This is a genomic window from Cytobacillus praedii, assembly GCF_001439605.1.
In the GTDB taxonomy this organism is placed as follows: Bacteria; Bacillota; Bacilli; order Bacillales; family Cytobacillaceae; genus Cytobacillus; species Cytobacillus praedii.
Genome location: NZ_LMBX01000026.1, coordinates 46,884 through 60,410, shown reverse-complemented (window position 1 = coordinate 60,410; position 13,527 = coordinate 46,884). Strand labels below are relative to the sequence as shown.

The following is a 13,527-nucleotide window of genomic DNA, read 5'->3' as shown; positions in this document are numbered from 1 at the left end:
TATGGATAGAGAATATTCAAAGGTAAAGCTGAAAACAATTGCTTTTGATTTTACACAATAATCCGGACTTGACTGATACACAGGAATGAAAAGTGAGTAATTGTTCCTGTTATAGAGTAAAAATCAGATACACGGGAACGAAAAATGAGAAAATGAGCCCGTTATAGAGTAAAAAGCAGATACACGGGAACGAAAAGCGAGTAAACGAGCCCGTTAATCCTTCAAAATTAAAAACTGCTAGTTATGGGTATTGACATTCAGACAATAAGTGAATGGGAATGTGTAGGGGTCCCGATTCGAATAAAACCATATTTTATATCGATGTTTAGGGAGGCCTTGTTTGAGAAATAGAATTTGTACTATGTTTCCTTAAAAAAGAGGGCACCAGTAAGTGCCCGCTAAAAAATATGGTTAATTACGTTTGTTGGCAGTAATCGCTGTTATGTCATTTATCATTTTACCAACAGAAGTAAAGGCTTCATCAGCAGCCTTCTTGATTTCAGCTGATTGAGGATGATTTTTGTCAATCTTTCCAATAATAATGTTTTTCCATTGAAAATATTTTTTCATTACAATCGCCTCCTAATAAGGAGTATAAAATATAACGCTACGTGAGTTTCAACTAAATATGGAATTTTAATATTGCCTAAATTAAATTGCTAAATATAATCATGCACCAATAAAGTAAGCTTAATATTAAAAATAAACTAATGAAAGTAAATAGGGGATTAGGCAACTTGTTCTTTGCAACAATAAGGGCTATTCCAATAAATGTGTGGATCAATACAAACATAAAAATAGACATCGATTCACAACCAGTTTCTATAAATTTTATATGGGTAATTTAGGAAGTGCAAGAATTTCTTAAGTTTACTAGGGAGGGGTGGCACTGTGATAATCGGGGGTATGGCACTCCCTGTATCTAATCATCATACTTTTTATAATTCTTCCGTGTATGAGTTCTACTGCTGTAAAGATATTCAGTGTTTTTTATTGAATAATGTTCAGAAACTTGGTTTAGAATCCAAATAAATGCTCCACCTAAAGCAATACCAATCTGCCAATATCCTAAAAGGAAAGATACAATAGTTGATATAAGAAAGGTGAGCAAAATAATTAATAGTAATTTTTTCAATACTATCACCTCGCCATTATTCTAGTTCAAATACGAAACAAACTGGAAAAAGTTTCATTTTTTAAATGAAACTAATAAAGCGAAGTGTTATACAAAAAATGAAAGAGTTGAAAAAATGCCAATACCATTCTGGCTGATCTTAGAACTTCTGTTTCCCTATAACATAGTTTTCGTACTGAAAGCTTATTAATGAGAGTAATCTTTATGCCTTCGAGAAAGAGGAAAGACTATTGGTGAACAAAAATGAAATCAAAAGATTACTGAAAAAAGAGGCTTCAGGCTTTAGAGACTCATTTAATTAATCAAGGGCAAAGTGGTAATAAAGAGAGAGCAAGACAATTTCAAATTGCTAAGGAAAGACCAATATTTTGACAGGAACAATAGACCTGATTATAATTAACTTATAAACAGTTGATATATCAACTAATTAGGATGATGCAATTGAAATACATACCATTGGATAATATAGGGGTCTTTATTCATACGATTGATTTAGAAATCACAAACTATGTAAATAATCGTCTAGCGTCTTACAAGTTAACTTCCGAGCAAAATTTAATTATGGCGATTTTATGGGAGCAAGAAGGAATTTCCCAGAATGAAATATCAGCAAAATTAAACAAGGATAAAGCTAGTATAGCTAGAATGGTTTCGGCTCTTGAAAAAAAAGGTTATATTCGCAGAGAGGTATGTCCGAGTGACCGGCGCTCAGTTGAAATATATTTAACGGCCGAAGGAAGAGAGCTTGGATCAGAGGTTATTCCAATTAATAAGGAAATCCTTCAAGTGATTACAAGAGGGATGACCATTGAAGACATCACAGAACTACATACCCTTCTTATAAAAATTCGTGATAATGTAAAACAACTCTAGACTGCTGGTGTGTGCATCTGAATGAGGTTGATGTATCAAATGATTAAATTAACTGGAGGTTTAATCCATGAAAATTGTTGCAATCGTTGGCAGTATCCGAAAAGAATCATATAATTTGAAACTTGCAAAGTATGTGAAGGAAAGATATAAAAACTCATTTGAATTGGAGATCTTACCTATTGCCGATCTTCCTCATTATGACCAAGATATTGAATTGAATCCCCCTGCCGTTGTTACAGAATTTAAAAGTAAAGTAGCAGAGGCAGATGCTGTTCTATGGGTGACACCTGAATATAATTATTCCATTCCGGGTGTATTGAAAAATGCAATTGATTGGTTATCACGTGTCGAAAAAGTCATGATAGGAAAGCCATCTTGGATAATGGGTGCGACAATGGGTGCTCTAGGTACAGTAAGGGCTCAGCAGCATTTGCGTGATATTTTATTTTGCCCAGGTGTTGGTTCACCTCTTTTACCAGGAAATGAAGTGTATGTAGGTGTAATTCATGAAAAGATGGATGAATCAGGCAATCTTACACATGAGCCTACGGTTAAATTTCTAGATATGGTTGCTGATAATTTTATTAACTGGTTCAATCAACAGAAAAAATAATTAAAAAGAACTCCCTGTTACTGTGATAACAGGGAGTTTTCTTTAGTTAATATATCTCTCTACAAATCCCCAAACGGTACGCCAATATTTTTCAGGATCTACTTTTTCAGCTTCTCCATGTCCAGCGCCTGGAATAATTAATTGATCCTTATCAACTTTTGCGGCATCGTATACCTCATCCAACATTGGATAAGGGACAAATGTATCTTTTTTTCCATGAATAAATAAGATCGGTGTTTGACTTTTTGCGACTTGTTTGACTGCTGAAGCATCATTTAAATCATATCCAGCACGAATTTTTGTTATTGAATTAGCAGCATTCATTACAGGAAACTTAGGTAATCCAAATAGATCATCAAGCTGATAGGTAAATACATCGATTACAGAGGAATAACCGCAATCCTCAACAATTACTTTTACATTGGGAGGTAATTTTTCTCCAGCCGTCATCATGACTGTAGCACCGCCCATCGAGATGCCGAATAAAGCAATATCTGCATTCGGGTCTTTTTCAATTATTTGATTTATCCATAGAAGCATATCTTTACGGTCATCCCAGCCCATTCCAATATAATCTCCTTCACTTTTTCCATGGCCACGAAGGTCAGGAGCTAAAACACTATAACCTTTTTCATAAAAATTCCTCACATATCTAATCATTTGGGTACTATTTCCTGTATATCCATGAACAACAATTGCCCATTTATGATTCGAATCCTGATTTTCATACATTAAGCTGTTTAGCTTTAAGTTATCAGATGAAACAACATTTAGGGTCGTTGGCTGATGGCTGTTCGAAAACTCAGCATCAGCTAGTTTACTAGCTTCAGCAACGCTTGCTGAAACTGCTTCTGACCCAGCTAAATGTGGGTTTCCTTCTAAAAAATCCTTTTCTTGAGCTGCATTTAAGGCAAAATTATAAAAATAATTTCCAACTAAAAAGTAAGCGATCACTAGAATAAATACGGAAATCCCCGTAAGGATACCAAACTTTTTCACATTAACAACCCTTTCATTCAAACCCATTCTTACTATGATTATATCATTTTAGTAAAAAAGGGAAAAAACAATAAAGCCTGAAGAATTCTTCAAGCTTTGAGCCGTTGGTTTATTCCTTTTTCTTCTCTTTGTCATCTGAATCCTCTTTTTTCTTATCAGGCATTGAACGATAAAATTGCGTATTCATACTGCCTTGAGCAATATTTTCTAAGAAGAATTCACTGATAAGTTTTAAATACTCCTCATCATCGAACATTTTTTTGTTCTGTAATTCCATTTCTGCTAATCCTTCATATGTGCAAAGAAGTGCATACGTATGATCTTGGCCAGTAATAGGGGTTAAGATGTCTACCTTGTGGTCAAATTTCTCATTTCTAAAATTCTTAATTGCTGTTAAATTTTCTAATCCTTCGTTGAATTTATCCTGTTTCATTTGAAATGTTTGGTATACATATACGGTCAATTTAAGCCCTCCTGAATATAATAAACCTTCCCTTTAGTATTTCCATTTCTAATTTATATACTCTGAAACTGCTCTTAATGGAGGACGGGAGAAAGTGAAAATTAGTGGCTCATCAATAATTACCAAATAATATTTATGGTTTTTTGTTAGGTCTTTCACTATTTAGTGGAGGAGTTCCTTAAATTGTTTTATGGGTGTAAATACCTAAGGTTATTCTACCTGTTAGCCGTTCTCTAGATTTATATATATAAGTATAAATGGAAGATACTTTTGTAAGAAATTATTAAGAAAAATTATTGATTTTAGGGGATTGTCCAAGCAATTTTGTTTGTATTTAAATAATATAGTATGGAAGATCTCCTCCTTAAGGTCTGTGGTCTACCTTTAACCGTTCATTACATTAGATGATGAGCGGTTTTTTTCATGTTCTCACTGGATGAATTTGCCTCAAAAGACCTAGAAATATGGTGAAATATATAAAGCGCTTCTAAAACAGCATGAAATAAGGAACGATAATGAGAACTACCGTAAGAAAAAAGTTGATTTCTGGATTTTTATTCGTGCTTTTGTTATTTGCAAAGGTAGCGGTCTTTTCAAATTATCAACTTAAAAAAGTATATGACCGGTACTCCGGTTTGCTGGACAAAGATGTTCAAAAGCTTCTTATCGTTTAAGGATTTTAAAGAGGATTTAATGATTGAATCAGACGGAATTCGAGGGTATTTATTATCTGGTGACTCCATTTACTTAACAGATTACGATATGGCAAGGAAAAGGCTGCATCAACGAATTGAAGAATTAATGAAAACAACAGTTGACAATGATGCCAAGCAAATTGTCACAGAACTTAGGAATCTACATACTAATTTTGAAGACATTTCTGATTCTGCAATTAAATTCAAGATTACCAACAATGAAGCATCCTAAATGGAGCTTATTCAGAACTCTGCTAAAGAGGCTGGACAAGCATTTATTAAAAAAACGGAGGAATTGATGAAGCATCAAGAAGAGAAATTAGCTAAAGACAGTCAGAATACGTCAAATGATATATTTTCTACCCAGCTGTTTGTTATTATTCTCAGTATATCTGCCTTTATTCTAGCGATTTTTTGATTGCATTGTTCATTAGCAGAATGATAAACCGGACCAATTAAATTAGCAGCACAATCAATTGACCGGATTGCACAAGGTGATTTAAATCAGGATGAATTAAAGGTGAATTCTAATGATGAAATTGGATTGCTCAATCAATCCTTAAATCGCATGGTGAAGGATCTTAGAAATATGGTTGGACAAATTAGAGGAAGTTCTTCACAATTAGCTTCCAGCAGTGAAGAATTAGCAGCAGGTGCAGAGCAAAGCGCAAATGCTTCTAAGCAGCTAGCTCAGATTACTCAGCAAAGTGCAGCCAGCATGGAAAAGCAAATAACTGGTTTTCAAGAAACAAAAACCGCCATCCATCAGATGAGTAAAAGTATACAAGAAATAACAAAGAGCAGCTTAGAAATGAAGGATGTAATAGAAAAGGCAAATCTTCTCACAATCGATGGAGAGCAATCGGTTGAAAATATTGGTAAGCAATTAAACGAAGTGAATAAGTCCGTTGAAATTGCTGCCAAAGCCATCCAGATACTCGAAAATCGTTCAATAGAAATTCGGAATATTATAGGAATGATTACAAATATTGCAGAACAGACCAATCTTTTAGCACTAAATGCTGCTATTGAAGCGGCTAGAGCTGGAGAACATGGAAAAGGGTTTGCTGTAGTTGCTGATGAAGTCCGTAAGCTTGCAAAGGAATCAAGGATTTCAGCAGAACAGATTCAAACCATGATTGAAATGATCCAGGCAGAGACAAATCAGGCTGTTCATGCAATGAATGCGAGCAATAATCATGTTTTGGCTGTACTTGAGGATTCGATAAAAACTAGGAGTGCATTTTCGGAAATAGCGGAAACAATGGAGGATGCGACAGTGAAAGTATCCGCTGTTTCTATTCTTCTTGAGAAACTGTCTGAGCTATCTGTACAAATAACGAATGTGATATCAAATGTTAAAGACATTTCCGAACAGAACGTTTTGGCTATGGAGGAAGCATCTGCAGCTACGGAGGAACAATTGGCTACGATAGAGGAAGTTTCCGCTTTATCTTTAACGCTTGCAAAGATCTCAGCCGAAATGCAGTCTGCTGCATCAAAGCTTAAACTATAATAGAAGTAATAAAAAAGGAATTTTATAGGGCACAAAGGAAGTACTAGCATGTTGATGCTAGTACTTTTTATATTTTTTGAAGATACCTATTCTTACTTTTTCCCATTTTTGTCAAAGAAGGTCTGTTTAAGCATTTGATGACCTAATACGGCTACCCCTGCGGCAATGATTCCATTAATAAGCCCGATGACGGAAAAGCCAAATGCTAAACTTCCGATGAGGATAGAGACTAGGAGAATGACCCAGATAATCATCCAATTAGGAATAGCTGGTGTTTGTTTTAAAGCGAATCCGAGCACCCATAGTGCGGGAACGAGCATCAGGTAGTTTTGATTTAAATAAGATAGTAAATCCAATGTGTTCACCTCCTTGCTTGTTCCCTACTATTCTATGAAAATTCGAGGTTTTTGTTTGTTACTTTATCCAAAGTTTCCCGAAACATACAAATAAATCTGCTATTAACATGTCCATTTCTCTTCTTTATTTATATATAAAGGGTGAGGGGAGGTGATAAACATGGCACAAGCATTGATGGTTGACTCAAAAATTCGGCTAAGCTTTGAAACAGGTTTGAATGATAAAGGTGAACCTGTGTATAAGTCGAAAACAATCGGGAATGTAAAGAAAGCTGCAAGTGCAGATCAAATTCATGAAACAGCTCAAGCACTTGCTTCTCTTTGCAATGACCCACTAGTAACGGTTGTAAGGAATGACAGTTTTGATATTGTAGGGTAATAGTGTTGGCTACTGCGAGTAAGAACAAAAATAGGTAGAGGAGGTGAAATCATGGCAAAATCATTGGAATTATCTTTCTTAACAGAGAACGGAAAATTATCCAAGCTTTCAGTAGATAACCCAAAGGAACCGATCAATCCGGCTGTAATTAAGCAGGCTATGGAACAAATAATTTCTGCAAATATTATTCAAACCGTGAATGGGGATTTAGTAACCGCTGAAGGTGTAAGAGTTATTGAACGGAATGTTACAGATTACGAATTAGTGTAACCACCACTGGGCTGTTCATTTGTATGAACAGCCCTTTTAACTAGCTGCGGCTCGTAGCAGCGACTGACAGGACATATAGTGTCAACCATGCGACAGGACTAGGAAAGCTTCCACAGCGACGCATCGCACGATTAATAGTGATGCCTTTATGGATGTCTGTTTTGTTACCTAGAGGCCATAAGTCAGTATGCTTAGAACAGTGGCACCCGCATTTCGGTTTTCAAATAGGTGAAGAAAGGAGTTTGGAGGATGATGGAAGAGTTAATCCCGATTATTGGTGAAGTTGGGTTTCCGATTATTGTAACGCTTTTTTTGCTGCACCGAATCGAGGCCAAACTGGATGTCGTAGTTACATCCATTCAAAGCTTGCCAGAACGGCTGAAAGAATAGATAACAAGACTACCATAATCTCTTGTTAGATTGACTTATTTTTCTAATAGTGTTAAATTTAATATAGCCGTTATGCATCGCATTATATTTTTGCAACCCGATTTTTCCAAAGATTTAATTGTTTGGATGAGTAATGATGAGTAAAAGCTATAATCGTTGTAAATGGTGAATTAACACATGGCTAGTTATTGCCAATAGGAGGATTTTTTCTTATGAAAAACGGTAAAGTTAAATGGTTTAACGCTGAAAAAGGTTTCGGATTCATCGAAGCTGAAGATGGAAACGACGTATTCGTACATTACTCTGCAATCCAAACAGAAGGTTTCAAATCTTTAGAAGAAGGCCAAGAAGTATCTTTCGAAGTTGTTGAAGGTGCTCGTGGACCACAAGCTGCTAACGTAACTAAACTATAATTGACAAACTAATAATGAAACAGTCCTGTCATCTGGCAGGGCTGTTTTTTTATGGACATTGGAATAATATCTTCCTATTCACCTAAAGCTATAAGAAAAGTTAAGGTGGTTTAAAGGATATGAATTTTGTCTGGCAGTCTGTCTTAATGTTTTTGGCTGGTGTTTTATTGCAGAGGATAGCAGGCAGGAAGTCGATTTCACAAATGACATTGGCCCAAACAGTGGTAATGATTTCAATTGGTACAATTATTATTCAGCCAATTGCAGAAACGAGTGTGTGGAAAACGATAATTGCCTCTGTGATTTTTATCGGTTCATTAATTCTTTTGGAATTCTTACAGCTAAAATTTAATTTTATCGAGAAGTTTATTACAGGTAAATCAAAAATTGTTATTCAAAATGGAAAAATAGAAAAAACAAACTTAAGAAAGCTAAGATTAACTGCTGATCAATTAGAGATGAGATTAAGAACAAATGGCATCACAAAAATTTCGGATGTGAAAATGGCAAAATTAGAGCGCATTGGTCAGCTGGGCTATGAATTAATGGATGATGCAAAGCCATTAACTGTTGGTGAATTTAAAAATTTGATGGGGCTTATGCTGCTGAACTCACCAAAACAGCAAGTTCAACAAAATGAGCATTCAAATGATATTTTTCAGGAAATTAGTGAAGGAATAGTCAGCCACATCCTCAAGAATTAAACTAATGTAAAAGGCACCTTATGTGCCTTTTTTTCCAGCAAAGAAAAAACCGCCTAAAAATGAATTTTGATATAATAATATAAATGAATGATAGGAGTGGAGAACGAAAATGAAATTTATTCATACGGCTGACTGGCATTTAGGAAAGCTGGTTCATGGCATATATATGACAGAGGATCAGCGCTACTTTCTAAATAAGTTTGTTGATTTAGTTGAAGAAGAGAAGCCAGATGCAGTTGTCATTGCTGGAGATTTATATGATCGCTCTGTTCCGCCAACAGATGCAGTCGAACTATTAAATGAAATTCTATTTAAAATAAATGTAGAATTAAAAACACCCATTGTGGCTATTGGGGGCAATCATGATAGTGCTGAAAGATTATCATTCGGAAGTTCTTGGTATAAGCAAAGCCGTTTCTATTTATCTGGCAAACTGGAATCGGACATTCAGCCCATACATATAAATGGTGTGAACTTTTATCTTGTCCCCTATGCAGAACCAGGAATGGTTAGACATCTTCTAAATGACGAAACTATTCATTCGCATCAAGATGCTATGAAAGCTGCAATAGGGAAAATTGAAAAACACTTGAATCCTAATGAGCCTAATGTTTTTGTTGGACATGCCTTTGTCCTAGGAGGTCAAACGAGTGATTCAGAGCGAACCTTATCTGTAGGAGGCTCTGGCTGCGTGGGGTCAGAACTATTCGAACCATTCTCCTATACAGCACTAGGACATTTGCATAGTCCGGATGCGATTAAGCATCAAAAGGTCCGCTATTCAGGTTCCCTCTTAAAATACTCCTTCTCAGAAGCCAAGCAAGAGAAATCAATTTCGATTATTGAAATGAAGGAAAACGGCCAATTTGATTTACGCATCCGTTCTATTACTCCGAAAAATGATTTACGGGAGCTTGAAGGTCATCTGGATGAGCTGATGGATCCAAGTATTTATGAAAAACAAAATGTGAATGATTACTTGAAAATTATATTACATGATGAAGGAGCATTAATTGATCCAATAAATAAGCTAAGGCAAATCTATCCGAATGTGCTGCATCTTGAACGGAAAATAGCCATGACGGATATGAAGAAAAAGCATTCTTTTTCCTCAGTAAAGGAAGACAAGAAGTCAGAGCTTGAGCTGTTTAAACAATTTTATGAGGAAATGACGACTTCGGAATTTACAGATGAAAAAAATGCAGTGATGGCTGAAGTAATCGAGAAAACGTTAAAGGAGGAGGCGGGAAGATGAGACCGTTAAAATTAACGATGCAAGCATTCGGACCGTATGCGGGATGTGAGCATATCGATTTTACAAAGCTAGGCAGCCGGACAATGTTCGTTATTTCAGGTAAAACTGGTTCAGGGAAAACAACCATATTTGACGGGATCAGCTTTGCTATTTATGGGAAGGCAAGTGGAGAAGATCGAAACGGCCCTGATCTTCGAAGCCAGTTTGCTAAAGATGAAACACTGACAGAGGTATCATTAGAATTTACTTTAAGAAACAAGACCTATTTCATTACGAGATCTCCCCAGCAGGAAAAGAAAAAAGCGCGTGGAGATGGATTTACAACAATAGGTGCAAAGGCAGAGTTATATGTATATGGCAAAGATGGGAGTAGACAGCTGCTAGCAGCGAATGTTCGGGATGTGGATGAAAAAGTAAAAGAAATTATGATTATTGACAGTAACCAATTTAGACAAATATTAATGATCCCTCAAGGGGAGTTCCGAAAGCTGCTTACATCTGAAAGTAAGGATAAGGAAGTAATACTGCAGCGGCTTTTCCAAACGCAAATCTACAAACGGGTTGAAGAAAAATTAAAGGAAGATGCAGTGGATCTAAGAAGAATGGTAGAAAAGCAAATGGACCATCGTAACCAGGCCATACAAAATATCAAAGCGCTTTATAATGAAGAACTAAAAGAATATCTAGCTGCTGGAAGTTTAAATGATCACCTTTTAATGCCATTATTACAGGCGGAAATTAGCCAAATGTCTGAGGAGCTTGAGAAACTTGCAGATCAATTAAAGATAAAGCAAGAGGAAAGAAATTCTATTCAGCAAAAGCTATATGAAGCTGAAGCAATTGCTAAACAGCTAAAGGCGAAGGACGATTTGCATATTAGGAAGGCAGCACTTGAAAAGGAAGAAGAAAAATTTTCATTAATGGAAGTGCAAATTAATCTCGCTCAAAAAGCAGCAGTCCTAGCACAGCAGGAAGAACTTTGCCATCACTTGAAAAAAGAAGTAGATGAATCAAATCGTGAGCTTTCTACCATAAAGGAGCAAATAACTCATCTTTCTATCCAGCTTAAAGAGCATGAGGAGAAATGGATAGCCGAAAAGGAACGGGAGCCAGAAAGAAAAGCAATTGGCGAGCAAATCAGTTATTTAAATAATGTAAAGTCAGATATTGAATCTTTTGCAAGTGTTCAAAAGGAAGTTCAGGAGCTGGGAAGGGAACTGGACATTTGCTCAAGGGAGAAGTCTGCATTAGAGGAATTGGGAAAAAGAATCGAAAAAAACATTGTGGTGTTAAAAGATGAAAAACTGGCTATTGATCAAAATCAGTTAAAGTTAGTAGAAGTTACACACAAGCTTGAACAGTTAGCTGGTGAAATTGCACTTATTAATAAATTCGAGGATCAACATTCCCGATTGGAACAGGCAACTAGTCAATTTGATAAGAGAAAAGAGTTTTTTGCTAATGCTGTTGCTAGGTTAGCTGATGCTAAGAGTATGACTTTGGAATTGGAACAAAAATGGCTACATGGACAAGCTAGTTTACTTGCAAGTAAGCTGCACGAAGGGGAAGGATGTCCCGTGTGCGGTTCTGAGCATCATCCAAAACTTGCAACTACAAGTACAGAAGTTCCAAATGAAAAAGACATTAAAATGGCAAAACAGCAATATGATGAAATTGAAAAGGAAAAGGGCAGTGCTGAAAGAGCTTTTTATGAAGCACAATCCATCGTTCTATCATTAGAAGAAACGTTAAAAAATAGTATGGGAGATATTCAAAGTCAGCAGCCAAATTTATCTCCGGATGATTTTTCAGTATATAAAGAATCAATCATGTCAAAGCGTCAAGAGTTTCAAGCAACACATTCTATGCTGGCAACAAGTGTTGAACGGCTTTCTGTTTGTGAAAAGGAATTGCAGACCTTTGAACAGGATAAAGAAAAATATGGCAGTGAGCTTCAAAAAAAACATGAGCAGTTAAATGAATCTACCATTCTATATACGGAAAAGAAAACGTATTTAAATCGGATGATGGATAGCATTCCTGAAGATCTTCGCTCCATCGACGCTTTTGAATCACGTCTAAAGCAGTCAGTTAAAAAACAAGATGAACTAATTCATAGATTGGAAGCGGCTCAGCGTCTGTATCAGGAAAGCAGAGAAAACTTGCTGTCTGTAAAGACGAAGTACGAAACAATTGAAATAAATATGAAGAAAACGAATGAGCAGCTTGGAAAGGAAAGGGAAGCATTTGTTAACCGGATGAAGGAACAAGGCTTTGAAACTTATGGAGAGTATAATGGGGCAAAGAAATCGAATCAAGAAATTAAGCTGCTAGAGAAAACGTTCATCGATTATCGCGAGGAAGTTCGATCAGTTAATGATCGCTATAATGAATTGCATGAGCTCTTAATAAATATTGAGAGACCTGATATGGCTAAGCTAAATGAAGTGTTTACTGATATTGAGGAACGAATTAAATCACTGCAGGATGTATATACAAATCTATTCATGAAGAAAAGAGATAATGAGGAATTAGCAGCTAAAATAAACCATATAAATGAAGAAATGAAAGCATTTGAAGAAAAATACAAGGTAATTGGCCATTTATATGAAATTGCTAAAGGCCAAAACACATATCGGATTACTTTCGAAAGATTTGTCTTAGCTTCGTTTCTTGACGATATCTTAAATGAAGCAAATGGCAGGCTTAGAAAAATGACGAGTGGAAGATATGAGCTCATCCGGAAAACAGATCGTTCAAAAGGGAATGTTCAAAGCGGATTAGAATTGCTCGTATTTGACCAATATACGGGCCAAGAGCGGCATGTGAAAACACTATCGGGTGGTGAAAGCTTTAAAGCCGCACTCGCACTCGCATTAGGATTAGCAGACGTCGTTCAACAATATGCTGGAGGCGTCTCGCTTGAGACTATGTTTATTGATGAAGGCTTTGGGACGCTTGATCCGGAGTCGCTTGATCAGGCTATTGAAGCGTTAATTGACATCCAAAGCAGTGGAAGACTTGTCGGAATTATTTCACATGTGCCGGAACTTAAAGAGCGTATTGACGCAAGACTTGAAGTAATCGCAGCCCAAACAGGGAGCACTACAGAATTTCAGTTTTTGTCATAATAAAGCCATATCTAAAAAATACAAAAAGTTCGCTTGCTATGAAGCGAACTTTTTGTATAAAAAGACAATCTAGGAAACGAGATGCAGGAGGACTATCCCAAACTGAATAAATATAAGAAAGCCTTCCATCTATTCTATGAAGGGCAACATTTATCTGGAAAGTAAGAGTCAAGTCGTTCATTTGGGATATGAAGGCCAAAATTAGGTGGAAAAGCATGTGTGGAGTCGTTCATAGGGTGAATGAAGGCCAAAACTAGGTTGGAAATCAAGAGAAAGGTCGTTCATTGGGGGTATGAAGGCCAAAACTAGGTAGAAAATCATGAGAAAGGTCGTTA

At 36.2% G+C, this 13,527-nt stretch carries 16 protein-coding genes and 2 pseudogenes; 13 read left to right on the top strand and 5 right to left on the bottom strand.

The window, feature by feature from the left end:
- Positions 1-411 precede the first annotated feature (411 nt).
- Positions 412-570, bottom strand: coding sequence for a hypothetical protein (locus tag ASU02_RS26540; RefSeq protein ID WP_157684551.1), 159 nt, complete (start codon positions 568-570; stop codon positions 412-414).
- Between the two features lie 1,006 nt (positions 571-1,576).
- On the opposite strand from ASU02_RS26540, the gene ASU02_RS21200 reads away from it, so the two are divergent.
- Positions 1,577-2,008: a MarR family winged helix-turn-helix transcriptional regulator gene (locus ASU02_RS21200; protein ID WP_232426312.1), complete on the top strand. Its 432-nt coding sequence runs from the start codon at positions 1,577-1,579 to the stop codon at positions 2,006-2,008.
- 67 nt (positions 2,009-2,075) lie between these two features.
- On the top strand, positions 2,076-2,621 hold the full coding sequence (locus tag ASU02_RS21195; RefSeq protein ID WP_057767352.1) for an NADPH-dependent FMN reductase: 546 nt from the start codon (positions 2,076-2,078) through the stop codon (positions 2,619-2,621).
- Between the two features lie 42 nt (positions 2,622-2,663).
- On the opposite strand, the pseudogene ASU02_RS21190 reads toward ASU02_RS21195, so the two are convergent.
- From ASU02_RS21190 to ASU02_RS21185, 3 genes and pseudogenes are all read right to left on the bottom strand, one after another.
- A pseudogene (locus ASU02_RS21190) lies at positions 2,664-3,404 on the bottom strand (alpha/beta hydrolase); the annotation flags it as partial.
- Positions 3,405-3,478: 74 nt separating this feature from the next.
- Positions 3,479-3,620: pseudogene (locus tag ASU02_RS27415) on the bottom strand (alpha/beta hydrolase); the annotation flags it as partial.
- 109 nt (positions 3,621-3,729) lie between these two features.
- Positions 3,730-4,083, bottom strand: coding sequence for a hypothetical protein (locus ASU02_RS21185; RefSeq protein ID WP_057767348.1), 354 nt, complete (start codon positions 4,081-4,083; stop codon positions 3,730-3,732).
- Positions 4,084-4,598: 515 nt separating this feature from the next.
- Here ASU02_RS21185 and ASU02_RS26535 point away from each other — a divergent pair.
- Genes ASU02_RS26535 through ASU02_RS21170 form a run of 4 tightly spaced genes read left to right on the top strand, consistent with a single transcriptional unit; the run spans position 4,599 to position 6,294 of the window.
- Positions 4,599-4,757 carry a hypothetical protein gene (locus ASU02_RS26535; protein ID WP_157684550.1) on the top strand — a complete coding sequence of 53 codons (159 nt, stop codon included), beginning with the start codon at positions 4,599-4,601 and terminating at the stop codon, positions 4,755-4,757.
- A gap of 19 nt (positions 4,758-4,776) precedes the next feature.
- Positions 4,777-5,010, top strand: coding sequence for a CHASE3 domain-containing protein (locus tag ASU02_RS21180; protein WP_057767347.1), 234 nt, complete (start codon positions 4,777-4,779; stop codon positions 5,008-5,010).
- Positions 5,011-5,196, top strand: coding sequence for a hypothetical protein (locus ASU02_RS21175; RefSeq protein ID WP_057767345.1), 186 nt, complete (start codon positions 5,011-5,013; stop codon positions 5,194-5,196). It abuts the gene before it with no gap.
- A gap of 36 nt (positions 5,197-5,232) precedes the next feature.
- The gene (locus tag ASU02_RS21170) at positions 5,233-6,294 is read left to right on the top strand and encodes a methyl-accepting chemotaxis protein (protein WP_269746002.1); all 1,062 of its coding nucleotides are present in this window, start codon (positions 5,233-5,235) and stop codon (positions 6,292-6,294) included.
- Positions 6,295-6,386: 92 nt separating this feature from the next.
- Here ASU02_RS21170 and ASU02_RS21165 read toward each other — a convergent pair whose 3' ends face one another.
- The gene (locus ASU02_RS21165) at positions 6,387-6,659 is read right to left on the bottom strand and encodes a phage holin family protein (protein WP_328163615.1); all 273 of its coding nucleotides are present in this window, start codon (positions 6,657-6,659) and stop codon (positions 6,387-6,389) included.
- 151 nt (positions 6,660-6,810) lie between these two features.
- On the opposite strand from ASU02_RS21165, the gene ASU02_RS21160 reads away from it, so the two are divergent.
- The 7 genes from ASU02_RS21160 (at position 6,811) to ASU02_RS21130 (ending at position 13,192) form a co-directional block, all read left to right on the top strand.
- Entirely contained in the window at positions 6,811-7,029 is a 219-nt protein-coding gene (locus ASU02_RS21160; RefSeq protein ID WP_057767339.1) for a DUF1659 domain-containing protein, read from the top strand.
- A 51-nt stretch (positions 7,030-7,080) separates the two neighbouring features.
- Complete coding sequence (locus ASU02_RS21155; RefSeq protein WP_057767337.1) at positions 7,081-7,299, top strand: DUF2922 domain-containing protein; 219 nt, start codon at positions 7,081-7,083, stop codon at positions 7,297-7,299.
- Positions 7,300-7,551: 252 nt separating this feature from the next.
- The gene (locus tag ASU02_RS21150) at positions 7,552-7,689 is read left to right on the top strand and encodes a YvrJ family protein (protein ID WP_057767366.1); all 138 of its coding nucleotides are present in this window, start codon (positions 7,552-7,554) and stop codon (positions 7,687-7,689) included.
- Positions 7,690-7,901: 212 nt separating this feature from the next.
- Positions 7,902-8,102 carry a cold-shock protein gene (locus ASU02_RS21145; protein WP_053475815.1) on the top strand — a complete coding sequence of 67 codons (201 nt, stop codon included), beginning with the start codon at positions 7,902-7,904 and terminating at the stop codon, positions 8,100-8,102.
- Between the two features lie 119 nt (positions 8,103-8,221).
- Positions 8,222-8,806: a DUF421 domain-containing protein gene (locus ASU02_RS21140; protein ID WP_057767335.1), complete on the top strand. Its 585-nt coding sequence runs from the start codon at positions 8,222-8,224 to the stop codon at positions 8,804-8,806.
- Positions 8,807-8,915: 109 nt separating this feature from the next.
- A complete protein-coding gene (locus ASU02_RS21135) occupies positions 8,916-10,061 on the top strand; it encodes an exonuclease SbcCD subunit D (RefSeq protein WP_057767333.1) in 1,146 nt (381 codons plus the stop codon).
- Positions 10,058-13,192 (top strand): AAA family ATPase, encoded by a 3,135-nt coding sequence (locus tag ASU02_RS21130; protein WP_057767331.1) that lies wholly within the window; start codon positions 10,058-10,060, stop codon positions 13,190-13,192. The genes ASU02_RS21135 and ASU02_RS21130 overlap by 4 nt, the downstream gene beginning before the upstream one ends.
- Positions 13,193-13,527: the final 335 nt, after the last annotated feature.

Bases quoted from the DNA above. Each gene is read 5' to 3' on its own strand.
- ASU02_RS26540 (WP_157684551.1), bottom strand. From the start codon at position 570: ATGAAAAAATATTTTCAATGGAAAAACATTATTATTGGAAAGATTGAC.
- ASU02_RS21195 (WP_057767352.1), top strand. From the start codon at position 2,076: ATGAAAATTGTTGCAATCGTTGGCAGTATCCGAAAAGAATCATATAAT.
- ASU02_RS26535 (WP_157684550.1), top strand. From the start codon at position 4,599: ATGAGAACTACCGTAAGAAAAAAGTTGATTTCTGGATTTTTATTCGTG.
- ASU02_RS21180 (WP_057767347.1), top strand. From the start codon at position 4,777: ATGATTGAATCAGACGGAATTCGAGGGTATTTATTATCTGGTGACTCC.
- ASU02_RS21175 (WP_057767345.1), top strand. From the start codon at position 5,011: ATGGAGCTTATTCAGAACTCTGCTAAAGAGGCTGGACAAGCATTTATT.
- ASU02_RS21160 (WP_057767339.1), top strand. From the start codon at position 6,811: ATGGCACAAGCATTGATGGTTGACTCAAAAATTCGGCTAAGCTTTGAA.
- ASU02_RS21155 (WP_057767337.1), top strand. From the start codon at position 7,081: ATGGCAAAATCATTGGAATTATCTTTCTTAACAGAGAACGGAAAATTA.
- ASU02_RS21150 (WP_057767366.1), top strand. From the start codon at position 7,552: ATGGAAGAGTTAATCCCGATTATTGGTGAAGTTGGGTTTCCGATTATT.
- ASU02_RS21145 (WP_053475815.1), top strand. From the start codon at position 7,902: ATGAAAAACGGTAAAGTTAAATGGTTTAACGCTGAAAAAGGTTTCGGA.
- ASU02_RS21140 (WP_057767335.1), top strand. From the start codon at position 8,222: ATGAATTTTGTCTGGCAGTCTGTCTTAATGTTTTTGGCTGGTGTTTTA.
- ASU02_RS21135 (WP_057767333.1), top strand. From the start codon at position 8,916: ATGAAATTTATTCATACGGCTGACTGGCATTTAGGAAAGCTGGTTCAT.
- ASU02_RS21130 (WP_057767331.1), top strand. From the start codon at position 10,058: ATGAGACCGTTAAAATTAACGATGCAAGCATTCGGACCGTATGCGGGA.